The 24183-nt window shown below is 70.5% G+C and carries 31 protein-coding genes and 1 pseudogene; 14 read left to right on the top strand and 18 right to left on the bottom strand.

Translation table 11 applies throughout. From position 1 onward, the window contains the following. Nucleotides 1-69 precede the first annotated feature (69 nt). Both ACZ6D7_RS22395 and ACZ6D7_RS22390 read right to left on the bottom strand, forming a co-directional pair. Nucleotides 70-435: a hypothetical protein gene (locus tag ACZ6D7_RS22395; protein ID WP_469493272.1), complete on the bottom strand. Its 366-nt coding sequence runs from the start codon at nt 433-435 to the stop codon at nt 70-72. Next, nucleotides 389-694: a helix-turn-helix domain-containing protein gene (locus tag ACZ6D7_RS22390; protein ID WP_469493269.1), complete on the bottom strand. Its 306-nt coding sequence runs from the start codon at nt 692-694 to the stop codon at nt 389-391. Before ACZ6D7_RS22390 ends, ACZ6D7_RS22395 begins: the two co-directional genes overlap by 47 nt. A 185-nt stretch (nt 695-879) precedes the next feature. Between ACZ6D7_RS22390 and ACZ6D7_RS22385 the strand changes: the two genes are divergently transcribed. From ACZ6D7_RS22385 to ACZ6D7_RS22360, 6 genes and pseudogenes are all read left to right on the top strand, one after another. Beyond that, the gene (locus ACZ6D7_RS22385) at nt 880-1326 is read left to right on the top strand and encodes a hypothetical protein (protein ID WP_469493266.1); all 447 of its coding nucleotides are present in this window, start codon (nt 880-882) and stop codon (nt 1324-1326) included. 156 nt (nt 1327-1482) lie between these two features. Beyond that, nucleotides 1483-1677 (top strand): hypothetical protein, encoded by a 195-nt coding sequence (locus ACZ6D7_RS22380; protein WP_469493263.1) that lies wholly within the window; start codon nt 1483-1485, stop codon nt 1675-1677. A gap of 84 nt (nt 1678-1761) precedes the next feature. Further along, entirely contained in the window at nt 1762-3156 is a 1395-nt protein-coding gene (locus ACZ6D7_RS22375) for an integrase (RefSeq protein WP_469493260.1), read from the top strand. Beyond that, a pseudogene (locus tag ACZ6D7_RS22370) lies at nt 3141-3290 on the top strand (undecaprenyl-diphosphatase); the annotation flags it as partial. The gene ACZ6D7_RS22375 and the pseudogene ACZ6D7_RS22370, both read left to right, overlap by 16 nt. Before the next feature lie 13 nt (nt 3291-3303). Continuing rightward, on the top strand, nt 3304-3852 hold the full coding sequence (locus ACZ6D7_RS22365) for a DUF1877 family protein (protein WP_469493257.1): 549 nt from the start codon (nt 3304-3306) through the stop codon (nt 3850-3852). Between the two features lie 111 nt (nt 3853-3963). Then, nucleotides 3964-4143 carry a hypothetical protein gene (locus ACZ6D7_RS22360; RefSeq protein WP_469493254.1) on the top strand — a complete coding sequence of 60 codons (180 nt, stop codon included), beginning with the start codon at nt 3964-3966 and terminating at the stop codon, nt 4141-4143. Between the two features lie 867 nt (nt 4144-5010). Here ACZ6D7_RS22360 and ACZ6D7_RS22355 read toward each other — a convergent pair. Next, the gene (locus tag ACZ6D7_RS22355; protein ID WP_469493251.1) at nt 5011-5706 is read right to left on the bottom strand and encodes a YqeB family protein; all 696 of its coding nucleotides are present in this window, start codon (nt 5704-5706) and stop codon (nt 5011-5013) included. Nucleotides 5707-5884: 178 nt separating this feature from the next. Here ACZ6D7_RS22355 and ACZ6D7_RS22350 point away from each other — a divergent pair, with 178 nt between their 5' ends. Continuing rightward, complete coding sequence (locus ACZ6D7_RS22350) at nt 5885-6553, top strand: hypothetical protein (RefSeq protein WP_469493248.1); 669 nt, start codon at nt 5885-5887, stop codon at nt 6551-6553. A gap of 50 nt (nt 6554-6603) precedes the next feature. Here ACZ6D7_RS22350 and ACZ6D7_RS22345 read toward each other — a convergent pair whose 3' ends face one another. The 3 genes from ACZ6D7_RS22345 to ACZ6D7_RS22335 all read right to left on the bottom strand — a co-directional run bounded on the left by ACZ6D7_RS22345 (nt 6604) and on the right by ACZ6D7_RS22335 (nt 8288). Next, on the bottom strand, nt 6604-7776 hold the full coding sequence (locus ACZ6D7_RS22345; protein WP_469493246.1) for an AI-2E family transporter: 1173 nt from the start codon (nt 7774-7776) through the stop codon (nt 6604-6606). A gap of 26 nt (nt 7777-7802) precedes the next feature. Continuing rightward, a complete protein-coding gene (locus ACZ6D7_RS22340) occupies nt 7803-7970 on the bottom strand; it encodes a DUF4291 family protein (RefSeq protein ID WP_469493243.1) in 168 nt (55 codons plus the stop codon). Between the two features lie 132 nt (nt 7971-8102). Then, nucleotides 8103-8288: a DUF4291 family protein gene (locus ACZ6D7_RS22335; protein ID WP_469493240.1), complete on the bottom strand. Its 186-nt coding sequence runs from the start codon at nt 8286-8288 to the stop codon at nt 8103-8105. A gap of 382 nt (nt 8289-8670) precedes the next feature. On the opposite strand from ACZ6D7_RS22335, the gene ACZ6D7_RS22330 reads away from it, so the two are divergent. Further along, on the top strand, nt 8671-9189 hold the full coding sequence (locus ACZ6D7_RS22330; RefSeq protein WP_469493238.1) for an RNA polymerase sigma factor: 519 nt from the start codon (nt 8671-8673) through the stop codon (nt 9187-9189). Beyond that, nucleotides 9186-9791 carry a hypothetical protein gene (locus ACZ6D7_RS22325; protein WP_469493235.1) on the top strand — a complete coding sequence of 202 codons (606 nt, stop codon included), beginning with the start codon at nt 9186-9188 and terminating at the stop codon, nt 9789-9791. The genes ACZ6D7_RS22330 and ACZ6D7_RS22325 overlap by 4 nt, the downstream gene beginning before the upstream one ends. Nucleotides 9792-10009: 218 nt before the next feature. Here ACZ6D7_RS22325 and ACZ6D7_RS22320 read toward each other — a convergent pair whose 3' ends face one another. The 3 genes from ACZ6D7_RS22320 to ACZ6D7_RS22310 all read right to left on the bottom strand — a co-directional run bounded on the left by ACZ6D7_RS22320 (nt 10010) and on the right by ACZ6D7_RS22310 (nt 11623). Next, entirely contained in the window at nt 10010-10429 is a 420-nt protein-coding gene (locus ACZ6D7_RS22320) for a hypothetical protein (RefSeq protein WP_469493232.1), read from the bottom strand. A gap of 16 nt (nt 10430-10445) precedes the next feature. Beyond that, nucleotides 10446-11105: a hypothetical protein gene (locus ACZ6D7_RS22315; RefSeq protein ID WP_469493230.1), complete on the bottom strand. Its 660-nt coding sequence runs from the start codon at nt 11103-11105 to the stop codon at nt 10446-10448. Nucleotides 11106-11236: 131 nt separating this feature from the next. Then, on the bottom strand, nt 11237-11623 hold the full coding sequence (locus ACZ6D7_RS22310; RefSeq protein ID WP_469493228.1) for a cupin domain-containing protein: 387 nt from the start codon (nt 11621-11623) through the stop codon (nt 11237-11239). Nucleotides 11624-11848: 225 nt separating this feature from the next. On the opposite strand from ACZ6D7_RS22310, the gene ACZ6D7_RS22305 reads away from it, so the two are divergent. Then, nucleotides 11849-12646, top strand: a complete 798-nt coding sequence (locus ACZ6D7_RS22305; protein WP_469493225.1) for a carbon-nitrogen family hydrolase — start codon at nt 11849-11851, stop codon at nt 12644-12646. A gap of 166 nt (nt 12647-12812) precedes the next feature. Here the strand turns inward: ACZ6D7_RS22305 and ACZ6D7_RS22300 are convergent, their stop codons facing one another. Beyond that, nucleotides 12813-13424: a DUF4291 domain-containing protein gene (locus ACZ6D7_RS22300; protein WP_469494101.1), complete on the bottom strand. Its 612-nt coding sequence runs from the start codon at nt 13422-13424 to the stop codon at nt 12813-12815. Between the two features lie 128 nt (nt 13425-13552). Between ACZ6D7_RS22300 and ACZ6D7_RS22295 the strand changes: the two genes are divergently transcribed. Together ACZ6D7_RS22295 and lnt are read left to right on the top strand one after the other, a co-directional pair. After that, on the top strand, nt 13553-14050 hold the full coding sequence (locus tag ACZ6D7_RS22295) for a nuclear transport factor 2 family protein (RefSeq protein ID WP_469493222.1): 498 nt from the start codon (nt 13553-13555) through the stop codon (nt 14048-14050). A 74-nt stretch (nt 14051-14124) separates the two neighbouring features. Continuing rightward, complete coding sequence (lnt, locus tag ACZ6D7_RS22290; protein ID WP_469493219.1) at nt 14125-15702, top strand: apolipoprotein N-acyltransferase; 1578 nt, start codon at nt 14125-14127, stop codon at nt 15700-15702. On the opposite strand, the gene ACZ6D7_RS22285 is transcribed toward lnt, so the two are convergent. Beyond that, nucleotides 15620-16531, bottom strand: coding sequence for a Gfo/Idh/MocA family protein (locus ACZ6D7_RS22285; protein WP_469493215.1), 912 nt, complete (start codon nt 16529-16531; stop codon nt 15620-15622). The genes lnt and ACZ6D7_RS22285 overlap by 83 nt on opposite strands. Before the next feature lie 157 nt (nt 16532-16688). On the opposite strand from ACZ6D7_RS22285, the gene ACZ6D7_RS22280 reads away from it, so the two are divergent. Then, a complete protein-coding gene (locus tag ACZ6D7_RS22280; protein WP_469493212.1) occupies nt 16689-17204 on the top strand; it encodes a DinB family protein in 516 nt (171 codons plus the stop codon). Nucleotides 17205-17428: 224 nt separating this feature from the next. Then, the gene (locus ACZ6D7_RS22275; RefSeq protein WP_469493209.1) at nt 17429-17881 is read left to right on the top strand and encodes a hypothetical protein; all 453 of its coding nucleotides are present in this window, start codon (nt 17429-17431) and stop codon (nt 17879-17881) included. Between the two features lie 99 nt (nt 17882-17980). Here ACZ6D7_RS22275 and ACZ6D7_RS22270 read toward each other — a convergent pair whose 3' ends face one another. From ACZ6D7_RS22270 to ACZ6D7_RS22240, 7 genes are all read right to left on the bottom strand, one after another. After that, nucleotides 17981-18544 carry a hypothetical protein gene (locus tag ACZ6D7_RS22270; RefSeq protein ID WP_469493206.1) on the bottom strand — a complete coding sequence of 188 codons (564 nt, stop codon included), beginning with the start codon at nt 18542-18544 and terminating at the stop codon, nt 17981-17983. Nucleotides 18545-18668: 124 nt separating this feature from the next. After that, nucleotides 18669-19352, bottom strand: a complete 684-nt coding sequence (gene ung / locus ACZ6D7_RS22265; RefSeq protein WP_469493204.1) for a uracil-DNA glycosylase — start codon at nt 19350-19352, stop codon at nt 18669-18671. 78 nt (nt 19353-19430) lie between these two features. After that, a complete protein-coding gene (locus ACZ6D7_RS22260; RefSeq protein ID WP_469493201.1) occupies nt 19431-20984 on the bottom strand; it encodes an ABC transporter substrate-binding protein in 1554 nt (517 codons plus the stop codon). Nucleotides 20985-21215: 231 nt separating this feature from the next. Beyond that, nucleotides 21216-21977, bottom strand: coding sequence for an SDR family oxidoreductase (locus ACZ6D7_RS22255; RefSeq protein ID WP_469493198.1), 762 nt, complete (start codon nt 21975-21977; stop codon nt 21216-21218). 40 nt (nt 21978-22017) lie between these two features. After that, entirely contained in the window at nt 22018-22779 is a 762-nt protein-coding gene (gene fabG / locus ACZ6D7_RS22250; protein ID WP_469493196.1) for a 3-oxoacyl-ACP reductase FabG, read from the bottom strand. A 183-nt stretch (nt 22780-22962) separates the two neighbouring features. Next, nucleotides 22963-23412, bottom strand: a complete 450-nt coding sequence (locus ACZ6D7_RS22245) for a DUF3037 domain-containing protein (RefSeq protein ID WP_469493191.1) — start codon at nt 23410-23412, stop codon at nt 22963-22965. Continuing rightward, entirely contained in the window at nt 23409-24173 is a 765-nt protein-coding gene (locus tag ACZ6D7_RS22240; RefSeq protein WP_469493188.1) for a HipA family kinase, read from the bottom strand. The genes ACZ6D7_RS22245 and ACZ6D7_RS22240 overlap by 4 nt, the downstream gene beginning before the upstream one ends. Nucleotides 24174-24183 lie beyond the last annotated feature (10 nt).

Genomic DNA, 24183 nt, shown 5'->3' with positions numbered 1-24183 from the left:
GAGTGGGACTGCTGGCCGAGTCGTTGGGCTGTCGGGTCGCACCCCGGCGGCCCTTCGGCGTAGAAGGGGTCAGGAACCGGCGAGCGCCGGCGTCTTGCGGGTGCGGCGCGGCCGGCCGGTCGATACCGGCGGCGTGTCCGTCGCGCGCTGCCTTGCCGCGGTCTCCTCGCGGGCGATCTCGTCGATGACGGCGAGGTCGGACTCGCTGAAGATGAGCCGGCGGCCCATGTAGCGGCCGGGGAACTTGCGTCCCTTGCTGCCGTCTTCGGGGCGGTTGAAGCCCTCGCGGAGCCAGCTCTGTCCGGTGGTGTCGTCCGGGTCGTCCGGGTCGGTGAGGTCGAGCCGGATGGCGGCGTTGCGGACGTTGTAGAAGCGCTCCAGGACGGGCTCAGCCGTCCTCTGGGTGGGGACGTGGGGCGCCTTCGTCGGGGCCATCGGTGTCCTTCCTGTGCTGCTCCTCGGGTGTGGGGAGGAGGAGCCTGCGGTCGTTGGGCTGGATCTGGAGGGCGGTGCGCAGTCCCGCGTAGGTGGGGGGCCGCATGTCCCCTTTGAGGCCGGTCTCGATCTCGCTGAGGTAGCTGTGGGCGATGCCGGCTGCCTTCGCGCATTGGCGGAGGGTGAGGCCGACTTCCATGCGGCGCTTACGGATTTCCGCCCCGTCCACCTGGAAGGCGGTGGGTTGGGGTTTCTCCATGCCTTGAAGGTAGCGGACCAAACTGTCGGAAACTAGCGGTACGCGCGGGTAACTTGGAGTTTCCGAGAGTTTTCGCGAGTTGCAGGGAGAGTGCGCCCCACCTTCGCGCCTACATGCCGCAAGGATCCGGTCACGGAGCGAGGTGTTTCTAGCGGTCGCTGGCGGTCGCTGGCATCATGTGCGTCATGGCCCCTACCAATGGCGACGCCACCCGCCACCTGCAGAAACTCGCAGCGCTCGTGACGCAGCGGCGAGTTGCGCTGGGCTTCGCCAGCAAGGAAGCCGCAGCCGAGGCATGCGATATCTCGCACACGACCTACCGCAAGGTGGAGTTCGGGCAGCCCGTCCGCGCCACCACCTACGCGAAGCTGGAGCTGGGCTTCGGGTTCCAGGCCGGCTCGGTGAAGGCCGTCCTGGAAGGGGCGTCCGACTCGATCGCCCTGGAGGACGGCACGGAGCTGATCGAGGGCGGCCAGATCCGAGACTTCGTGAAGCTCGAAGACGAGATGGACCGGGCGTTCACAAAGTCTGCACAACTGACCGCGCCGCACCTGACACTGAGTGAAGCCAAGGCCTTGAAAGATGAGATGTTTCGCGAGCTCAGGGCGCGCGGCGTACTGAAATCCGACTAGTTACCTCGGGTAGCCTTACAACCATTCCACCGTGACCTGATCGTGACCTTCCAGTACTGACGAAACTTCAACGACACCCTGTTGCAGAGCCGTCACTCGTGTAAGTCTGAGCGTCCATCCACATGGGGGGTTCTCCGAGGTCAAAGGGGGACCTGTATGACGACGATGGTGACGTTCGACAGAGCCGGCTTCGAAGGCCACGTTCTGAAAAAGGACGGCGAGATCGTCTGCATCCTGGCCCCTGCGGCTCTGACCGACCCCGCAATTCAGGAGCGGGTAAGGGAACTGACGCACGGCCAGGGGATCGACTGCCGAAAGTGCCGCGCATGCCCCGTCGGCACGGAAGACTAGTCGGTCCAGAAAGCGGAGGCCGGTGGCAGGGGTGCCTGCCGGCGTATCCGCTCAACCCGCACGATCCATCTGGGGGGATGGCGTATGCCCTACGCCGAGCAGCGCGGCACCAAGTGGCGAGTCCGGTGGAACACCGGCAAGAAGCACCCCGACACGGGCAAGTGGCTCTACGACAGCCAGGGCGGGTTCGACACCCGTGACGAGGCCATCGCCTACGGCCTGGACCGCGAGTCCGACATCCGCAACGACCGCTACATCAGCCGCCGTGACGGCAGCGTCCTCATGAGCGAGTACTGCCGCACCTGGCAACAGACCATCCGCGTCGGCCACCTGAGACGACGGAACATCGCCTCCTACATCCGGCTGTACATCGAACCCCGCTGGGGTGACGTCGCCGTCGCCGACATCCGGGCCTCCGCCTACCGGGCGTGGGTGCTGTGGCTGGAGGACCAGCCGAACATCGGCGACCGGTACCGCGGCGAGATCTTGTTGGTCTTCGGCATGATGATGGACGACGCCGTCGACGACGGCCTGCGCCAGTCGTCGCCCGTGCAGAAGAAGAAGCGGCGCGGCCAGTACGCCAAGACGAAGCGCGAGCGGAAGCGCCCCATGGCCATCGCCGACGTGCACCAGCTCGCCTGCAACGCGATGACCTACTGGGGATTCACCGGCTACGCCTACGTCTGGACGTCCGTCATGACCGGCATGCGGCCAGCAGAGCTGTACGGACTGCGCCGTGAGTACTGCACACCCAACTGGCCGGCGTCCGACCCGCGGATCGACCCCGAGGAGGAAGCTCGGTACGCGGACGACATGGAGCGGTACGCCGGCACCTCGCCGATGCCCGCGATCCGGGTGGAGTGGCAGCATCAGCGGGAGGGCGGCACGAGTACGCCGGGCTTGTATCCTCCGAAGTACGAGTCCCGTCGGACCCTCGTCGTGCCGGAGTTCGTGGCGGAGTTGCTGGAGATGCTGCTGGCCAGCCACGAGTCTGAGTGGGTGTTTCCCTCAATCAATAACGGCCCGTTGATCAACGCGAACTTCACGTACCAGTACTGGCGGAAGTTCGCCGATGGGCACGCGGAGCGGACGGGGTTCACCCGTGTAAGGGGCGGACAGCAGCAGACCGTGGACTCCCGTCGGCCTCTGCCCGGACTGCCGACGGTGGAGGCGTGGAAGGGCAAGCGGCAGTACCTGACCCGGCACGGGCATAAGGAGTGGCTCGACGAGGACGGGCACAGCCGGATCGCGGTGGAGACGAGGATGGGCCACGAGCTGGCCGGCGTTGAGGGGTTGTACTCGAACGTGACGCCGGTGATGGAGCGGGGCGTCATGGAGACGCTGCAACTGCGGTGGTTGAGGTTCGCGGCGGGTCTCCCGGAGGGGTGGGAGCCGCCTCCTTCTCCCACTTCTCTCCCAGAGGGGTTCGCAGAGTGGGTGAAGTTGCAGGTCAAGGCCGGTCAGGCTTTGCCGTCGTAGCGTTGTTCATGAAGTTCATCAGCACCAAGTCCTTCATGCCGTTCGTCTACTACCGGGTCGTCCTCGGCATCGTGATCATCGTCCTCGTCGCCATGGGCGTCCTCAGCCCGCACGCGGCCGAGTCGGCCGGCTGACCCACCGCCCGCGATGGCCCTCACCCAGCAACTGGCGCGGGTCTCCCCGGCTTATCTGGAGCGCTGCCGCGAGTCGGCGCTCCGCTCACCGGGCGCCGCGCCGGGCTGGGACCCACCGGACACCGATCTCCTCGACACGGACTGGGGCGTGTGGGGCCTGCTGTGGTACGGCCGCCGCGTGGGCGCCGACGCCGACGCGATCGCCCTGATCGGGCGGGCGATCGACGGCGACCCGGGCGAGAGCGAAGGCGAGGCGGAGGGCGAGGGCGTCGGCTTCCTCGACCACGACGAGGTGTACGACGGCTTCGGGGAGGCGCCGCAACTGCTGGCACCGGAGGCCGTGCGCGAGGTGTCCCGCGGCCTCGACGGCATCGACCTCGACGGTTTCCTCACCGCCCTGCCCGCCTCGCCCGCCGAGGCGGCGGAGGTCTGCGGGTTCGGGAGGTTCGGGGGGTTCGACGGCGACGTACGGGAGTATCTCGTCCGGCACTTCTCCGCGCTGCGGGAGTTCTACCGCGAGGCCGCTCGGCGAGGGCTGTGCGTCGTGGCCTGGGTCGACTGACGCTACCCCGCCGGAGGCCTGGCCGGTTGATCGATCAACCGTGACCAACCCCATACGGGTGGCGTAGCCGACCGGTAGCGCACCGTCAGTGCTTGCCCCTAGGCTTGGGCCATGTCCCCCACTTCTGATGCCCCTGGTTCCGTGCGGTCCGCTTCCGAGTTAAACGAGCGGATCCGGGCCCTGTGGCTGCGCGCGGGCGGCTCGCTGTCGGCCACGGAGCGGGCGGAGTACGAGCTGTTGGTGGTCGAGTGGGCCGAGGCGATCAGGGGCGAGGTCGTCACCGCGGCGTAAGGGGACAACCCACCATCCTCCGGCCGGGACGGACGCTGCCGCTGCCGCTGCCGCTGCCGGCAGGAAGCACCACAGCCCGCCGCTCACCATCCCGGTGACAGCCACCCGGGGGGAGCCACCGAGGCCGACTCCGGAGGCAGACACAAGGCCCGGCACCCACCGCTCACGGCAGGCGCGGCGGCCGCGCGGCGCAGAGCCACCGGGCAGACACCGAGAAGCGCCGCCGTCACGCGGACGCGAAACGGGACCCGCCGCACAGGCTCTGAGCCAGGCACCGAGAACCGCCGACCCGGTCAGAGCCGCAGCACGCCAGACACGAAGCCCGGACCCGGCCCGCTCACGACCCGCGCGGCACCACCCCGGCTCAGAGCCGCTGGGACAGACGTCGGGAACCCCCGGCCCCCGCACCGCGGCAGCAGCCCTGAGGCGCAGCCCGCCGCCCGCGGCCGCCAAGGCCCGCCCGCCTCAAGGCGGCGAGGCCGCCTCAGAGAAGCGCCGACCGCTCAGGGCCGACCGCTGTCACGCAGACTCGAGACTCGTCCCGCCGCCGACACCACCGTGCCAGCCACGCAACGCACAGCCGCCGAGGCAGGCCGCCGACGCAGGCGCCGAGAACCGCCAACCCGGCACAGCCACGGGGGGAAGACACGAGGCCCGGCGCCCACCGCCCACGGCCGGCGCGGGGGCCGCGCGGCGCAACCGCTGGGGCGGACGTCGGGAACCGCCGCGCGCTCAGCAGCGCCGCCGTCACTCGGACGCAAGGCTCGGCCCGCCTCCGACGACCACCACGCCCGTCACCCGCCGCTCAAACCCAAGGCAGCGCCCCGGAACCACCGACCGGTCAGACCCGTCGAGACCGGTCGCCCCTCACCACCCCTGCGGCAAGCGCCAGTACTGGCGGTCCTTCTCGTCGCGGACGATCACGCCGAGGCGGATCAGTTCCGCCCGTAGTTCGCGGGCGTCCGAGGCGTCGTCCTTCGTCTTCAGGGCCCTGGCGCGGGCGTGCAGGAGGGCGTTCGCTCCCTCGGGCAGGCCGGCCGCGCCCGGTACCCAGCGGCGGAACTCGTCCCGATGCGGATCCTCGTCCGCCCACCGGTAGCCGTGCTCGGTGAAGACCCGGGCGAGGCGAGTCCAGGGAAGGCCGCAGTGCTCACGCGCGAGTTCCGTGCCGGTCCGGCCGAGGAGCACGAGCTGCTTGCCGTCCCGGACCGCGAGGGCGACCTCGTCGCGCGGGAACTCCCGCTCCTCGTCCCTGATCGCGAGTCCCACCTGGGTGCCGGAGACACTGACGGTCAACGACTCGTGCACCGCGACGAACCCGACGACCCCGCCCAGCACCGCACCGACCGCGAGGGCACCGAGGGTGCGGCCGGGCTCGGGTACCGAGTTGAGCAGCTCGGCCGGACCTTCCAGGGGCGCCCACGGGAGGGACACCAGCCAGTCCGCGAGGAGCGGAACCAGCCACCCCAGACCGACTCCGCACACCACGCAGAAGGCCACCGCGGCCCACGCCGACTCCGCGACCACGGTGCTCCGCCCCTGCGGATCCGTCCGCTTCCTCATGTCCACGTTTCTGCTCTTCCGTCGGGAACCGGGCAACGTCCCCACTCTGCGCGAACGCGGTACACCCTGTCGTCGGCCGATGGTCTACGGCGCCCCGACTTTGGTCGGGCGCGTGCCGCCGGCCCGGCCGCCCGGACGGGCCCGGCCGATTGTCAGAGGCAGCCGTCACACTGGCCCGATGGAGAACAACCACGGGCGCGACGGCCTCGTCGACCCGCACGCACTGCTGTCGCGCACGGACTGGAGCACCGTGGAGAACTGCTGGTCGGACGTCGCACCGCCCACCGAGGTCACCCTGCCCCAACTCCTCGACGCCGACCCGCGCGTCCAGGGCCACGCCCTGCGCGAGCTGATCGAGGCCGTACGGAGCGACCGCGTCCTCTCCAGCGCCACGGCCCCGGCGGCGCTGTTCATCGCGGCGATCCTCGGGGACCCCAGAACCCTGGCGAGCGTCACCGACCGCACGGCGGACGAGGAGTACTCCCTCGGGAAGAAGCCGGAGTTCCCCCTGCGGGTCGGGCTGCTGGACTGGCTCGGTGACACGGCCGCCGACGCCGTCGCCCAGCAAGGCTGCGCGTTCGGGGAGCAGGAGGACGCCGACGCCGTCCTCGACGCCGCCCCCGAACTGCACGACGCCATACGCCCGTTCCTGGCCGACACCTCGCCCGAGGTCCGGGAGGCGGCCCTCGCCGCGCTCCTCCCGCTGCTCACCCTGCCCGCCCTGGCCCACCACATCCCCGCCCTGCGCGACCGGGCCCGCTCCCTGGCGTCCGGCGACAGCCGCCACCGCCCGCGCGCCGTCGACACCCTCGCCTTCTGGGGCGAGGATCTCTCCACCCTCCTCTAGACGCCGGCAGCCTCCGGCCCTCTCTGGACGCCTACGGAATCCACCCTCCTCTAGACGCCGGCGGGCTCCGGATCCGCCTGGCCATCGACCCGCTCGGGCTCCGCAGCCGCCCCGGAGTCATCGGAGTCCCCGGAGCCCCCGGTCTCCTCGGACTCCCCCGGCGGATCGCCGAGCTGTTCGCGGACGTAGTTCCAGACGACGGCGATGATCGCCGCGACCGGCACGGCCAGGAGGCTGCCGACGATGCCCGCCAGGCTGCCGCCCAGGGTGACCGCCAGCAGGATCACCGCCGCGTGCAGCCCGAGCCCCCGGCTCTGGATCATCGGCTGGAACACATTGCCCTCGAGCTGCTGCACCACGACGATGATCCCCAGCACGATCAGCGCGTCCGTGGGCCCGTTCGACACGAGCGCGATGAGGACCGCGACGAATCCGGCGAACAGCGCACCCACGATCGGCACGAACGCGGAGACGAACGTCAGCACGGCCAGCGGCAGCACCAGCGGGATCTTCAGAATCCACAGACCGACACCGATGAAGACGGCGTCGAGCAGCCCGACGAGCGCCTGCGACCGCACGAACGCACCCAGCGTGTTCCAGCCCCGCTCGGCCACGATCGGGACGTCGACGGCGAGGCGACCGGGCAACTGCCGGGTGAGCCACGGCAGGAACCGCGGGCCGTCCTTGAGGAAGAAGAACATCAGGAAGATCGCGAGGACGGCGGTGACCACACCGTTGACCACCGTGCCCACGCCCGTGGCCACCGCGGAGACCATGCTGCCGACGCTGTTCTGCACTCGGTCGACGGCGGTGTCGAACGCCCCCGCGATCTGTTCGTCGCCGATGTTCAGCGGCGGCCCCGAGGCCCACTCCCGCAGCCGCTGGATGCCCTCCACGACACCGTCGGTGAGTTCGCCGGACTGGGAGGACACGGGTACGGCGATCAGCGCCACGATGCCCACGACGACCAGGAGGAACAGCAGGGTCACGGTCGACGCGGCCGGCGCGGGACGCCACCCCCAGCGGCGCAGGGTACGGGTCAGGGGCCAGGTCAGCGTGGTGAGGAACAGGGCGACTATGAGCGGCCACACGACCGACCACATCCGGCCGAGCGCCCACAACGCCACGGCGAGCATCACGAGAATCAGCAGCACGTCGAGGGAGGCACGCGCCGACGCACGCAGCGCGGCACGGGTTCTCGTGGAACTGAGCGGGGCAGACATGAGCCCACTCTATTCGGCCAGACGTCCTAACACCGCAGGTGGTCCAGCGTTTCGCCCGCCACCGGATACGGCCGCTCCACGGGCAACAACGCCCGCGCCCGCTCGAGTTCACCGGAGCGCACCAGTCCGTGGATCCGCGCGGCCTGCGGCGTCACGCCCTCGATCCCGACGACCCACTCGTCGGCATACCGCACCGTCGCCTCCCCTCCCCCGCGAGCCCCGGCCGGAGCGAGCGGTACGGCAGCCCGGCGAGACGCAGATCGCACTCCGGATGCGACCGCACCTGCGCCGGCCCCTGCCTCAACTACCGCTCCCACTCGGCCTGTTCACCATGAATCTCCGGCACGATGTGCGAGAGGCACACGCTCCGCAGCGCCCATGCGAAGCCCTCCCAGCGCCCATGCGAAGCCCTCCCACCGAATCTCCACGGCCGGCACGCTCTCCTGACCCTTCCTCAGCCCCCACCCGCAGCGGTACAACCTCCACGGGAAAGAGGCTTTGATCCACGTCAAGGCGTCGCACTGTGATCGGGATCGGTGGCCGAACAGCGAAGACCGTCCGACGGGAGGCGGAGGTCATCTGCCGGATGCGTTCGGCGGTGGTGGGGTCGATCTGGTCACGGGCGTGCAAAGCCATCATCGTGCGGACGTTGCTCTCCTCGTCGTCACGGGTGTCCGAGTGAGGTACCCCCCGTCCCGCGACAGCAGGACCCGATCATTGGGCCAGGTCGGAGTGACGGCCGCCAGGATCCACCTCTCCGCGGTAGCGGAAGGTCTTCTCGTACGCGAGCGCCTGAAAGGATCCGGCCGGTGCCGGACAGGACGGGTTGTGGAATCCATGACGGAAGAGGAGTCGCGCCAGAGGCAGCGGGCGCGCTTCGAAAGACTGGCGCACGTGGTGGTGGAACCATTGCACCGGTATCTGCTGCGACGGACGAGCGCCGACATGGTCGACGACATCCTGGCGGAGGCGATGCTGGTGCTGTGGCGCCGTATTGACGATGTCCCCGGCCTGGGGTCGGCGCCAGGTTCCCTGCCCGACCCCGATGACGTGCTGCCGTGGTGCTACGGGGTGGCACGGGGCTGCCTGGCGAATGCCCGCCGTGCCGACGGGCGCCGGCTCCGGCTGGTGGAGCGGTTGATCCGGACGCAGGAGCAGCAGCCGGCCGGGGTCGCCGACCACAGCGATCTACACGCCGCGCTCGCCGCCCTCGGGGCGCTGGACCGTGAGGTGGTGCGGCTGTGGGCGTGGGAGGGGCTGACGCCCCGGCAGATCGCGGAGGCGACCGGGCTGACGTCCAACGCCGTGAGCATCCGGCTGCACCGGGCGAAAAGGAAACTCGCCGAACAGTTGAGGCGAAAGCATGACGAACCGTCCGGACACAAGAGAGATGAAGGAAGGAGCGGTCAGTGAATGACGACGAGTTGCTGGCCCGGCTGAAGTCCGCGGACCCGGCGCTGACCCCACATGCTCCGCTGCCCGACATCGACCGACTTGTGGAGGACATCTTGACCACCGACACCGCGCTCCAGACAGGCAGTACGGTCCCCGCGAAGACCGCTGCGCGACGGAGCCGCCGTCAGCTCCTCGGACTCGCGGCGGCTGCTGGCCTGCTTCTGCTCGGCGGCGGCATCGCCGGAGGAGTCATGGCGAACGACGGCAACGGGCACTCGGCCTCGACCGGCCCACTGACACTCACCACCCACAGCGGCTTCGGCAGCCAGAAGTGCGGGGCACCCAGTCCCGACACCCTGGGTGGGTACCCGACCCTCTTCGCGGGAACGGTCACCTCCATCAAGGGTTCCACGGTCACCTTCCGCGTCGACCACTGGTTCAAGGGCGGCGACACGGAGACGGTCGTGCTCGACAGCGACGCGAGCCGGCCGGAGGCGCTGACGTTCTCGGAAGGTGAGCGCTACATCGTGGCCGCCGAGAACGGCGTCGTCCCGGTGTGCGGCGCGAACGGGGCCTCGGACGAGACCGTCGACGAGTTCCGCCAGGCATTCGGGAAGTAACGGAAACCAGCTGCACGGACGATCCGAGCCCGCCGACGGCCGCGGTGGGCTCGGGCCGGTTCGGGAAGTCGGCGCTTCTGTTGTCATGACCGTGTTCGCGCCGCGATGATCCTCAACGATATGTCCCGACTGCGCGGCAGAATGCTCTGTGTCGCAGCAGATCGAGGCCGCGGTGCGTAGCCGAACCCCGCGCTCCGGGCCATGACCGACCCTGAACGTCAGGGCGAGTAGTACTCGGCGTACTGGACTGAGAGATCCTCAGTGGAGAAGCCCTCGAAGTCACCGGCCGCTTCGGCATCGAGCAATCGCCGCAGCGCGGCGTCGGCCTCCGGCAGACGCTGAGACGTCAGGTACGCCTTGGTCCTGGCCAGTCCGCTTCCGCACAGCAACTGGATGTCGATCGAGCAGTCGGCGTCCATGCCGGCGGACTTGGCCTGCCAGATGAGCAACATGTCTTCGAGTACCGCGGCGTTGAACAGCTGTACGCAGCACAGCTTCATCAGCTCCGTGTCGCCGTCTCCCTGCGCACGCCTCTCCAGCCGGGTCTGTGCGGTGAGCAGACCTCGTACTTCGTCGAGGTTCGCCCCGGCGGGGTGCAGGCCGTACCGGTGCAGGCTCTCGTCTTCGTCCATCGCCATGCCTTCTCCGCGTCGCTCAGACTTCTGCCGTGCCCGCGTGGCTGTGGTCGGTGCTGCGTGTCCACAGTGAAAGGTCGCTGCTCGTCGCCACGGCGATGGTCTGTCCGGAGGGCGAGAATCCGACCGCGCGGAGTTCGGAGTAGCTGGAGTGGAAGATGTGCCACCACCGTTCTCCGTGGGGACCGGGGTGGGGCAGGCCGCCGTCGCCGGAGAGCAGGACACGGTCGTTCGGCCAGGCGGGGGTGACGACCTCCAGAGTCCAGCCGTCCGCGGTGGTGGTGTGGAGCCCTCCGCCGAAAAGCCCCGCGATGCGCACGCGGCTGCCGCTGATCGGCCCCAGTCCGGGGCAGGACAGGTCGGCAACCGCGTCGGGGGTGCTGCCCTCGGGGTCGGGGTCGCGGTCCCTGGCGATCTTCTCCCCCGTGGCGGCGTCGAAGAGGCCGTGACCGTCGTGCGAGACGACCATCACCAGATCCCGGTCGTCCTCGGGATGCGATGCGAAGCCGATCCCGAGGAGCCCGCCGACGGGCACGAAGGCGACACGCTGCCAGGGTTCGGGGGCAGGCACCACGGGAGCCGCGAGGAGCCGTGCGCGCAATGTCCTTTGGTACGCGGAGAGTTCTGGCTCAAGATCTGGCAGCTCGACCGGAGCCGCTTTCTTCGTCCACTTCGTCACAACTCCATGATCCCCGCTTCGGCAGGCTCGCCCAACGGAGTTGATGCGGCTCCACGGGCCGGTCCGTACGGCCGCCGGATTTCGACGACTGCCCTCCTCTCTCCTCAGCTCGCCTCAGCTCTCCTCTCTCCTCAGCCCCGTGCCGGCCCGTCGACATTGAACGTGGATTGCCCGGTTCCGGACCGTACGACGACGATGTCGGCAGGCTCCGCCGAGGGGTTGCTCTCCCGGTGCACGGCACCCTTCGGCACGTAGATGAAGTCACCGGGCCCGGCGTGCACCGTGTCGGCGCCGTCCAGGCCGAACTCCATCTTCAGGGCTCCGGTCAGGACGTAGATCACCGACTCGCACTCACCGTGGTGATGCCAGCCGGAGACCATGCCGGCCTCGGTACGGACGAATCCCGACCACATCGCCTCCGTGGCGAAGGCCTCCTGGCGGTCCATCCCCGGAGTGCTGGGCCCGGGCCGCCGGTCACCAGGAGTGACGACGAGGACCTGATCTGAACCAAGGTCCATGACGACTCCTTCCGCCCGCGCCTCCGAGCCCTGTCGTGGACTCGATACGACCTGCACGGGCTGCCATGACCCCTTCATCAGCCTAGTACTGGAGCAGCAGCCGTCGGTCGGACCCCTGGTCGAGACGGCTGTCATGCCACGGGACGCGAGAGGCGCATGGTGTCGCCTGCGTTCGTAGGAACAGGTTCCCCTGGACCGGGCGGAACGGTCGCGGAGGTGACTGCCATGCGTGCCTCACTGTTACAGCTGTCCGTGGACTCCTCGGACTCCGCCGACGAGCGCCGTCACAGGGCAGCTTCGCTGGTCCGCAGCCGGGTGGGCGACGATCTCGTGGTCCTGCCGGAGCTGTGGACGGCCGGCGCCTGGGCGTACGACCGCTGGGGGCGCGACGCCGAAGGGGTCGACGGCCCCACCGCCGAGGTCATGTCCGCCGCTGCCCGTCAGGCCGGGGCGTGGCTCCATGCCGGATCGATCATCGAGCGGGACGGGAACGGGACGCTGTACAACACCGCTCTCCTCTTCGACCGGGAGGGCGAGCTGCACGGTAGTTGTCGCAAGATCCATCGATACGGCTTCGACACCGGTGAGGCGACCCTGATGGGCGGCGGCGAGGACATCGTCACCGTGCCCACCGATTTCGGTGTGATCGGCCTCGCGATCTGCTACGACCTCCGCTTCCCTGAACTCTTCCGGGGCCTGCTCGACGCGGGCGCGGAGCGGATCGTGGTGCCTGCCGCATGGCCCGCGGCCCGCCTCAGTCATTGGCAGCTCCTTACGCGCACGAGGGCCCTGGAGGAGCAGGTCTTCCTCCTGGCCTGTTGCGCGGTAGGTGCCCATGGCGGCATGGAGCAGGCCGGACACAGCATGATCATCGACCCCTGGGGAACCGTCCTGGGCGCGGCCCGCACCGCGGAGGAGACGGTGACGGTGGATCTCGACATGGCCGAAGTCGCCAGGATTCGCACCGAGCTTCCCGTGCTACGCGATCGAGTCCTCGGCATCAAGGCCCCCGAACAGCGGTGAATCCCGCTGCCCGGCAGTGGGCGGCGGTGCCATGGGGAGGCACTGCCGGTGAGTGCCCCCACCTGCCTTCCCCGCCGATCGGGCACGACACCCCCGGTCCCGGCAAGCCGGTTGCTGCCGCCATGTGCCCCATGGGCCGGAGCCGGCTGTCGGGTGGAGCGGCCCGTCATCCGCGCAGGTGGGCAAGAAGCTCGTCTCCCACGGGGTAGGGGCGTTCCTGGGGCAGCAGTCGGGCGGCGGAGTCCAGGTCCCCCCTGCTGACGAGGGCTCGGATCTCGTGGGCGAGTGGGGTCACGTCGCGGATGGCGACCGTCCACTCGTCCGCGTAGCGTCGTGCGGCCTCACCGGAGAGGCCGAGTTGCAGGGACCGGTACGGCATGGGCCGCAGGGACAGGTCCCGCTCCGGGTCCCACTGCACACGGGCGGGCGCGCGCTTCAACTGACGCTGCCAGGTGCGGCGGTCTGGGTGGACCCCGCGAGCGTAGCTCGACAGACAGGCGTGGCCCAGCGCCCACTCGAAGCCGTCTCGGGCGATCTCGACAGCGAGAACGGTCTCCTGCCCTTCCTTGGCGCCCCATCCGCAGCGGTACATCATCCACAGGAAGCTGGGCTTGATCCACGTCATGCGCGTGCGGCTCCACTCCGGCGGAAACCGGCCGTCGCGGGCCGCCGGGAGGCCGATTCCCGGGCGGTAGGCCTGGTAGACGGTGATCGTGGACTCGGTGTGCAGGGCGCGGATACGGAACTTCGGCTCGCTCTCGGCCACCTGTCCGGTCACGCGGTCGGGCCGGCGTTCGTCTGATTGTTCGTTCACCGCACCAGATTCGACTCCGATCACCCCACCGGGCCACCGAATAACCCCGCACGGCCCTTGGCTCGGCAGCCGCCATGCCCAACACTCGGCCCATGACGCAGCGTGTGGAGCTCGCCACCGTGATGGACCGCCTGGCCGTCGACGGGCTGATCACCGACTACGCGGTGGCGGTCGACGACGGCGACTGGACGACGTACCGAAATCTGTTCGCACCGCACGGACGGGCGGACTACCGCTCGGCCGGAGGGATCGAGGGAGACGCGGCGAGCGTCGCCGCATGGCTCGCGGAGAGCATGCGGCTGTTCTCGATGTGCCAGCACCTCATCGTCAACCGCCGGGTCCGCTTCGGGACCCTGGAGCAGGACACCGGCGACACGGCACGGGTGCGGGCCGACTACGTCAATCCGATGCGGCTGGCCGCACACACCGACGGCCGGGCCGACAGCCCCGACGGCTCCGACAGTGCCCCGGCCACCGCGCCGGACCTCGTCTGCGGCGGCCGCTACTCCTTCGGTCTGCTGCGGACGTCCGACGGCTGGCGGCTGAGCGAGGTGATCGTCGAGGAGAAGTGGCGCCGGATGCCCGGCTGAGCCGAAAGGCACCCTGTCGTAGATCGTCCGGGGCGCGCACACTGGAGGCGACGGGTGGGGCAGGGAGGTGCCGTGTGAAGACGTTCGGCCACTGGTTCGCGTCTCCCTGGCGGCGTTCGGCCGTCGCGGCCCTGGCGGGCGCGCTGCCCGTGCTCGCCTTCCCGGCGCCGGCGCTGTGGTGGTGGGCCTACGTCGCGCTCGTCCCGTGGATCCTGCTGGTCCGCTCGGCGCCGACGGCGCGGCGGGCGGCGTACGACGGCTGGAGCGGCGGGTTCGGCTTCATGCTGGCGATGCACCACTGGCTGTTGCCGAACCTGCATGTGTTCACCCTGGTCATCGCCGCGCTGCTGGGTGCCCTGTGGGCACCGTGGGCGTGGCTGGTGCGCCGGTTCCTCGCGACGGAGGCCGACCGTGTGCCCGCGCGCGGGCGGGTCCTCGCCGCGCTGCTCGTCCTGCCCTCGGCCTGGCTGGCCGTGGAGCTGGTCCGTTCCTGGGAGGGGCTCGGCGGGCCGTGGGGCATGCTCGGGGCGAGCCAGTGGCAGGTGGAGCCGGCGTTGCGGCTGGCCTCGGTGGGCGGGGTGTGGCTGCTGAGCTTCCTGGTGGTGGCGGTCAATGTCGCGGTCGCCGTGCTCGTCGTGGTCCCGGCGGCCCGGATACCGGCCGTCGCCGGGCTGGTGGCCACCGCCGCCACCGCCTCGGCGGCCTGGGTATGGGCACCGCGTCCCGATGTCGACGAGCGGGTCAGGATCGCCGTCGTGCAGCCGGGGGTGGTCGAGGGGGCCGACCGGCGGTTCGACCGCGAGGAGCAGCTGACCCGCCGGCTGATCGGGCAGGACGTCGACCTGATCGTCTGGGGCGAGAGCAGTGTGGGCTACGACCTCGCGGACCGGCCCGACCTGGCCGGGCGGCTCGCGGCGCTCTCCCGCGCGACCGGCGCCGACATCCTCGTCAATGTCGACGCCCGCCGCTCCGACCGGCCCGGCATCTACAAGAGTTCGATCCTCGTCGGGCCGGACGGCCCGACGGGCGCCCGGTACGACAAGATGCGGCTGGTGCCCTTCGGGGAGTACATACCGGCCCGGTCGCTGCTCGGCTGGGCGACCTCCGTCGGCAAGGCGGCGGGCGAGGACCGGCGGCGCGGCACCGAGCAGGTCGTGATGAACACGGGGCCGGGACTGCGGATCGGGCCGATGGTGTGTTTCGAGACGGCCTTCCCGGACATGAGCCGGCATCTGACGGACGACGGCGCGGACGTCCTGGTCGCCCAGTCGTCGACGTCCACGTTCCAGCACAGCTGGGCGCCCGAGCAGCATGCCTCGCTGGCCGCGCTGCGTGCCGCGGAGACCGGGCGGCCGTTCGTCCACGCCACCCTCACCGGCGTCTCCGCGGTCTACGACCCGAGCGGCCGCCGGGTCGGCTCCTGGCTGGGCACGGACGCGAGCGCCACGTCCGTGTACGACGTCCCGCTCGCCGACGGCACGACTCCGTACGTCCGGTTCGGCGACTGGCCGGTCCATCTGGCGCTGCTGGTGCTGGCCGCGCTGGGGCTCGCGGAGGGGTCGCGGGCGGTCAGGCTGCGCCGGAACGCTCCCGCACCGCACGTACCACCCGCTCGCACAGCTCATGAGTCGCCAGCGCGTCCCGGGCGCTGAGCACCTTGCCCGCGCGTACGGCGTCCAGGAAGGCCCCCGCCGCCTGTTCGATGCCGCGCTGGCGGGCCACGGGCACCCAGTCGCCGCGCCGCCGCACGGTCGGCTGGCCCTTGTGGTCGATCACCTCGGCGAGGTTGACGACCTGGCGCTTGGTGTCCTGCCCGGACACCTCGAGGATCTCCTCGTTGGAACCGCTGAGCCGGTTCATCACGCCGAGCGCGGTGAAGCCGTCCCCGGAGAGCTGGAGGACCACGTGGTGCAGCAGCCCGTCCTCGACCCGGGCGCGCACGGTGACGTCGTCGACCGGGCCGGGTGCGAGGAAGCGGAGGGTGTCGACGACGTGGATGAAGTCGTCGAGGATCATCGCGCGCGGTTCCTCGGGCAGTCCGACGCGGTTCTTCTGCATCAGGATCAGCTCGCGCGGATGGTCGGCGCACTGCGCGTAGCCGGGTGCGTAGCGCCGGTTGAAGCCGACCGCGAGGGACACCCGCCGGTCCTCCGCGAGCGCCACCAGCCGCTCGGAGTCGGCCAGTTCGTACGCCAGCGGCTTGTCGACGTACGTCGGGACGCCCGCCTCCAGCAGCCGGCCGACGATCTCGGGGTGGGCGCCGGTGGGCGCGTGCACGAAGGCCGCGTCGAGGCCGGCGGCGAGCAGCGCGTCGAGGTCCCGGTGGCGTTGCCCTGCGGGCACCCGGAGGGAGTCGGCGACCCGGTCGAGGGTGGCGGGCGTGCGCGTCTGGAGGTGCAGCTCGATCCCGGGCAGCGCGCCCAGCACCGGCAGGTACGCCTTCTGCGCGATGTCACCGAGTCCGATGCAGCCGACCTTCACGTGCGCTCCCTCACCTGGTACCACGTGCCTCCACGGCAGCATACGGCGGCCGCTCCGTCCCTCGGTCGGCGGTCCCGTCGAGCCGCGCGGGACCGCCGCCCCGCCCGCCGCCGGAAAACCCGTGGATCCGGCCGACGGCTGCGGCGACGATGCGGGCATGACGACGACGCAGCGCAGCGAACCCGCCCAGAACGCCGACGAACGCACCATGCTGGAGGGCTGGCTGGACTACCACCGGCAGACCCTGGCCCTGAAGTGCGAGGGCCTCACCGACGCCCAGCTCCGTAACGCCTCGGTGCCGCCCTCGGAATTGTCCCTGATGGGCCTGGTGCGGCACATGGCGGAGGTGGAACGCGGCTGGTTCCGCAAGGTGCTCGTGGCCGACGACCCGGGCCCCGTCTACTCCACCGAGGAGGACCCCGACGGCGAGTTCCATCTCACCGAACAGGACACCTGGGAGGAGGCGTACGCCACCTGGCAGGCCGAGATCGAGGCCGCCCGGCGCAACGCGGCCGGCTTCGCGCTGGACGAACTCTCGCGCGGCCGGTCCCGGTTCACCGGGGAGCCGTTCAGCCTGCGCTGGATCTACACCCACATGATCGAGGAGTATGCCCGGCACAACGGGCACGCCGACCTGATCCGCGAGCGCGTCGACGGCGCGACCGGGGACTGAGAGCGGGTCCGGAGGCGGACGAGAGGCCGGCGGGAGGCCGCCGGGCGGCCGGCGGGCCGGTGGTGCCGGACGTCAGCCCCGACCGGCGGGGCCCCACCGTAAGGGGCGCGAGATCACCCGTGTGGGGCAACCTCCGCTGGTCCGCTGTTGCTCCGGCGGCCGGAACCACCAGAGTTGCGCGGGTGCAGCGAACGACGACGACTTCCGCAACGCTCCTGGTCACCGTGGCCGTCTCATTCCTCGCCGGGTGCGTGACCGTCCAGCGCCCGCCCGTCCCCGCCCCGGTCGCCGCCGTGCCGGTCCAGCCGTCGGTGCCCCGGCCGGACGGGCGGACGGAGACACAGGTCGTTCAGGCGCCCGCGCGTGAGGCGCTGGAGATGGTCGGGCCGTCCCGGAAACCGGAGCGGCCGGCTCCCGCGCCCCGGCGACGGCAGGCCCCCGCGGCGGCCCCCGCCGAACGGCCACCGCCGTCCCCCTCCCGCCCGCGTCCGTCCCACCCGCACCCCCGGCCCGCGCATCCGGAGCCGCGCCGGCACACCGCGCCGTACGTCGAGATCCCGGACGTGGAGGAGGAGGTCCGCCGCAACTCCGACGTGTGTGCCCTGGGCAGGAAGTACGGCGGCTGGCAGGGCGACAGCCCGGAGGCGACGATCTGCGAACAGGCGTACGGGCGGTAGCGCGACCATCGGCCGACAGGCCGACAGGCCGACAGGACGACAGGCTTACGAGCCGCTCGGCGAGACTCCGGGCGACCGGGGTCAGTAGAAGCCGCGGGGTCAGTGCCAGCCGCGCGTCGGCGGCAACCCGTCGTCCTCGCCGGAATCGAAACCGGAATCGAAGTCTGAGCCGGAATCGAAGCCGGAGCCGGAATCGAAGCCGGAGCCGAAGCCGTCCTCCCCCAGCCGCACCTCCATCCGGCTGATCGCCGCGCGCACCCCGTCCCCGTAGCTGTCGTCCCCCAGCCAGACCGCCGCCCTGCGCGCCCTGCGGACATGGGTGCGGGCGGCCCCCGCGCGGCCGAGCTTCACGTAGTCCGCCGCCAGGTTCAGATGCAGCGAGGGGTACAGCACCCGGGCCGCGCGTGACTCCTCGTGCTCCTCCGCCGCCGTGAGCGCCCGCAGGTCCCACGCCAGTTCGTCGAAGGGGTCGTCCTGGGTGTCGGCGAGGTAGTGGGCGAGGGTGCAGCGGTGCAGCGGGTCGCCGTCCTCACCGACCTCCGCCCACAGGTCCAGGAGACGGCGGCGGGCCTCCTCACGGTCGCCCCCGTGGTGCAGCATCACGACCTGCCCGATCCTCGTCAGCAGGGCGTCCGGCGCCCTCTGCCCCTGTCGCTCCGCCACCGCGTCCTCCTTGCCGTCCGGGACGACGCTGCGTCCTCGGGAAGGACGCTAGCGGCAGCCACCGGCAATCCCGGTCAGGCGGCACCGGGCCGGTGCGCGGAGCGACCGGCCCGGCGGCAGGAGGTCAGGCCAGGTTCGGGACCGTCCAGTCGATCGCGTCGTGGCCCTGCTGCGCCACCGCCTCGTTGATCTGGGTGAAGGGGCGGGAGCCGAAGAACTTCTTCGCCGACAGCGGGGAGGGGTGCGCGCCCTTCACCACGATGTGCCGGGTCTCGTCGATCAGCGGGAGCTTCCTCTGCGCGTAGTTGCCCCACAGGACGAAGACCGCGGGGTCGGGCCGGTCGGCCACGGCGCGGATCACCGCGTCCGTGAACTTCTCCCAGCCCTTGCCCTTGTGCGAGTTCGCCTCGCCCGAGCGGACCGTGAGGACCGCGTTGAGCAGGAGCACGCCCTGCCGCGCCCACGGCATCAGATAGCCGTTGTCGGGAATGGGCGTGCCCAGCTCCTCGTGCATCTCCTTGTAGATGTTCCGCAGGGACGGCGGGATCTTCACCCCCGGGCGCACGGAGAAGCACAGTCCGTGCCCCTGGCCCTCGCCGTGGTACGGGTCCTGGCCGAGGACGAGGACCTTGACCTGGTCGTACGGCGTCGCCTCCAGCGCGGCGAACACCTCTTCGCGCGGAGGGTAGACGGGACCCTTCGCTCGCTCCTCCTCGACGAACTCGGTCAGCTCCTTGAAGTAGGGCTGCTCCAGCTCGTCGCCCAGGACCCCGCGCCAGGTCTCGGGCAGCATGGCGATGTCGGTCACGTCAACGTCCTCCGTCGTGCGGTCACTTACCGACCACAGAACCTACAGGCGACCACTGACAACCGGGGCACCGAGCGGCTACCAGCTGGTCTTGCGGGACAGTTCCCAGACCATCATGATCGTCGACGGGTCGAGCGACCGCTCCGCGCCGGAGAGGTCCTCGTTCGCCGCGAGGTACTGCTTGCCCTGCCACAGCGGCAGCAGCCGGGCGTCGTCGACGAGGATCTGCTGGGCCTCCTCGAAGTCCTTCACCACGTTGGCGCGGTCGCTCTCCTCGCGGGAGCGGGGCAGCAGCACCTGGGTGATCTCCTTCGCCGGGTAGGGCGTGCCGAGCGCGTTCTGCTCGCCCACGAAGGGGGCGATGAAGTTGTCGGCGTCCGGGAAGTCGGGGGCCCAGCCACGGCCGAAGACCGGGTACTCGCCCTTCTGGTAGCCGACCACGTAGGTGTTCCAGGGGCGGCTCTTGAGGGTGACCTCGAACAGTCCGGAAGCCTCGAGCTGGCTCTTCAGCTCCTTGAACTCCAGCGCGGTGTCGGAGCCGTAGCGGTCGGTGGTGTACCAGAGGGTGAGCGGGACGGTCTCGGTGATACCGGCGTCGACGAGGATCGCGCGGGCCTTCTCCGGGTCCGGGTCGCCGAAGTCGTCGAAGAAGCCGGTGGTGTGGCCGGTCAGGCCCGTCGGGACCATGGAGTACAGCGGGTCGACGGTGTCCTTGTAGACCTTGTGCGCGATCGCGTCCCGGTCGACGACCTGGGCGACGGCCCGGCGTACCGCGAGCTTGTCCGACCAGGGGTCCTTGGGGTTGAACACCAGGTAGTTGATGTTGCTGCCGGCGCCCTCGACGAGCTGGAGGCCCTCGTTCTCGCCGCCCTGGGTCTCCAGGGCGACGATGTCGTCGGCCGCGAGCCCCTGGTAGGTGATGTCGATGTCGCCGCCGCGCAGGGCCTTGACCATCTCGCCGGAGTCCTGGAAGTAGCGGATGGTCACCGCGTCGTTCTTGCGGTCGGCGAAGCCCTTGTAGTTGTCGTTGCGGACGAGGACGGCCTGCTTGCCCTCCTCGTACGACTCCAGCCGGTACGGTCCGGAGCCGACGATGCCCGAGTCCTCGCGCAGGGCCTTCGCGGGGTAGTCGTCGGGGTCGACGATGGACATGCCGGGGGTGGCGAGGACGAACGGGAAGGTGGCGTCGGCCTTGTTCAGCTTGAACGTCACTTCACGGTCGCCGGACACCTCGATGCTGTCCAGGCTGCCGAGCAGCCCGGCGGGGCCGGTCTCCGCGTTGATGGCCTTGATCCGGTCGATCGAGTACTTGACGGCCTTGGCATCGATGGCGTCGCCGTTGGAGAACTTCAGGCCCTCGCGCAGTTCGCAGCGGTAGGTCCGGCTGGAAGTGTCGGTGAACTTGCAGCTCTCGGCGGCGTCCGGCTGAGGCGTGGTCGCGCCGTTCGGGTACGACACCAGCGTCTGGTAGATGTTGCGGAACAGCTCCCAGGAGCCGTCCCAGGCCGCGGCGGGGTCCAGAGTGCTGGGGGCACTGGTGGTGCCCACGACGATCGGTCCCGCCTCGTCGGAAGCCTCGCCGCCGAGAAGACCGCATCCGCTCACCAGGGATATGGACACGATCGCCGCCATGTGATGCAAGGATCGGTTCCGGTTGAACACGCGCACGCTCCTCGATAAGCCATGCCAAGGGTTGGCAGACCATACCGCAGTGCCCGGCACCCTGAGCCAGTGCCCGGAGGGCGTTCTTGATCACGATCTGGGTGACGACGTTGTCATCGCACGGTGCGACCGATTTGCACCGACACGGGCGCCGCTTCCGTCAAGGAAGCGGCGCCCGAGGAGTGAGACACGGGGCCGGGCTCAGCCGACGCCGGCGTTGAGGAAGATGCCGCCGTCGACCACGAGCGTCTGGCCAGTGATCCAGTCCGACTGCTCGGAGGTCAGGAACGCGGCGGTGCCGCCGATGTCGGCGGGGACACCGAGCCGGCCCAGCGGGTAGGAGGCGGCCGCCTCCGCCTCGCGGCCCTCGTACAGGGCCTCGGCGAACTTGGTCTTCACCACGGCGGGGGCGATCGCGTTGACCCGCACCTTCGGGGCGAACTCGTGCGCCAACTGCTGGGTCAGGTTGATCATCGCGGCCTTGCTGATGCCGTACGCGCCGATGAACGGCGAGGCCGACAGGCCGGCGACGGAGGCGATGTTGACGATCGCGCCGCCGTTGTCCTTCTGCCAGGCGTGCCAGGTCCGCTGGGCGAAGCCGAGGGCGGAGACCACGTTGGTCTCGAAGACCTTGCGGGCCACGTCCAGGTCGAGGTCGGCGATCGGTCCGAACACCGGGTTCGTACCGGCGTTGTTGACCAGGTAGTCGACGCGGCCGAAGGCCTCCATGGTGCGCTCGACGGCGACCGCCTGGTGCGCGAGGTCGTGCGCCTTGCCGGCGACGCCGATGACCCGGTCGGCGCCGAGCTGCTCGACGGCCTCCTTGAGGGCGTCCTCGTTGCGGCCGGTGATGCAGACCCGGTCGCCGCGGGCGACCAGCGCCTCGGCGACGCCGTAGCCGATGCCCCGGCTGGCGCCGGTGACGAGGGCGACCTTGCCGGAGAGTGCGGGCAGTTCAGTCATGTTCGTGATCCCAGTGTCGTAGGGCCTGTCCCGGCCAGTCCTAGTCGAGCGGTCCGCCGGCGACGTACAGCACCTGGCCGGAGACGAAGCCGGCGGCCTCGTTCGTGAAGAAGGCGATCGCGTTGGCGATGTCCTCGGGCTCGCCGACGCGGGCCACGGGGATCTGGGTGGCGGCCGCGGCCTTGAACTCGTCGAAGCCCATGCCGACGCGGGCGGCGGTGGCGGCCGTCATGTCGGTGGCGATGAAGCCGGGGGCGACGGCGTTGGCGGTGATGCCGAACTTGCCCAGCTCGATGGCGAGGGTCTTGGTGAAGCCCTGGAGACCGGCCTTGGCGGCCGAGTAGTTGGCCTGGCCGCGGTTGCCGAGCGCCGAGGAGGACGACAGGTTGACGATCCGGCCGAAGCCCGCGTCGACCATGTGCTTCTGGACGGCCTTGCTCATCAGGAACGAGCCGCGCAGGTGCACGCCCAGCACGGTGTCCCAGTCGGAGACGCTCATCTTGAACAGCAGGTTGTCGCGGAGCACGCCCGCGTTGTTGACGAGGATGGTCGGCGCGCCCAGCTCCTCGACGACGCGCGCGATCGCCGCCTCGACCTGGGCCTCGTCGGAGACGTCGGCGCCGACCGCGATCGCCCGGCCGCCGGCCGCGGTGATCTTCTCCACGGTGTCCTTGCAGGCGGCCTCGTCGAGGTCGATCACGGCGACCGCGCGACCCTCGGCGGCCAGCCGTACGGCGGTGGCGGCTCCGATGCCCCGCGCCGCGCCGGTGACGACCGCGACCCGCTGTTCAGTGGTGGACATTGATGTGTCTCCTCGCCCTTGAGAGAACCTGTGAGAGAACCTGTGGGAGATCCTGTGAGGGAACCTGTCAGGGAGCCTGTCAGGGAACCCGCGATGCGGTGAGCGACCGCTTAGTACCTTCGCCACGTGACGCTAGAAGCCCTGGCACCCGGTGTCAACGCCACACGGCGCCGGTGTGATCCATTACCTCACCAGCAGGTCCAGCAACCGCTCGGTCTCGGCCGCCGGATCGGTGGTGAGCCCGGTGTGCACCGGCCCCGGTTGGACCACCGTGGAGCGGGGCGCGACCAGCCAGCGGAACCGCCGCCCGGCGTCGTCCCCCGCCGCCTGTCCGGCCGCCGCGCCGCCGCCGCAGACGCCCTCGACGGCCCGCAGCGCGGCCCGCACCCCGGCCACGTCCGCGGCCGGGTCGAGGGCGAGCAGCCGCGCCTCGTCGAGGTGGACGCGGGCGCCGACGTAGCTCTGGGCGCGGCAGTACACCAGGACGCCCGCGTTGATGCACTCGCCGCGTTCGACGCGCGGTACGACGCGCAGCACGGCGTACTCGAAGACGTCCCGGTCGCCGCCCTGGCCCGCCCGGGTGATGTGACGCTCGACCACATGGCCGGCCATGTGGATGCGGTGCTCGCTCACTTGCCCTCCTCGATGCCGTCGATGCGCCCGGCGATGACGGCCGCCCGGGCGAGCAGGGGCCCCGCGTAGGCCCGTCTGAGGTCGTCCGGGGTGTCGAAGCCGGGTTCGTCCGTGAGCCAGGCGTCGGGGATCTCGGCGGTGACCTCGGCGAGCAGTTCGGCGGTGACCCGCGGGGCCAGTTCCGCGGCGGCCGCCGCGATGTCGGGCGCGAAGGACGCGAGGGCGTGGTCGGAGGCGTCGTACGGACGGGCCGCGGAGGTCTGTGCGGAGGGCCAGTTGTGGTGCCAGATCATGGTGGCGCCGTGGTCGATGAGCCAGAGGTCGCCGTGGTGGACGAGCAGGTTGGGGTTGCGCCAGGAGCGGTCGACGTTGTTGACCAGCGCGTCGAACCAGACGATCCGGCCGGCCTCCTCGGGGCTCACCGGGAAGGCGAGCGGGTCGAAGCCGAGGGCGCCGGAGAGGAAGTCCATGCCGAGGTTGGTGCCGCCGCTGGCCCGCAGCAGGTCCTGCACCTGCTGTTCGGGTTCGCCGAGTCCCAGGACCGGGTCGAGGGCGACGGTCACCAGCCGGGGCATCCGGAAGCCCAGCCGGCGGGCGAGTTCCCCGCAGACGACCTCGGCGACGAGGGTCTTGCGGCCCTGTCCGGCGCCGGTGAACTTGACGACGTAGGTCCCGAGATCGTCGGCCTCGACGAGCCCCGGCAGCGAGCCGCCCTCCCGCAGGGGCGTGATGTAGCGGGTGGCGGTGACTTCCTTGAGCATCGCCCCAGGT

The organism is Streptomyces sp. NPDC041784 (assembly GCF_055591025.1).
Note: the sequence above shows the minus strand (reverse complement) of the source record. Positions and strands in the feature narration are given on the sequence as shown.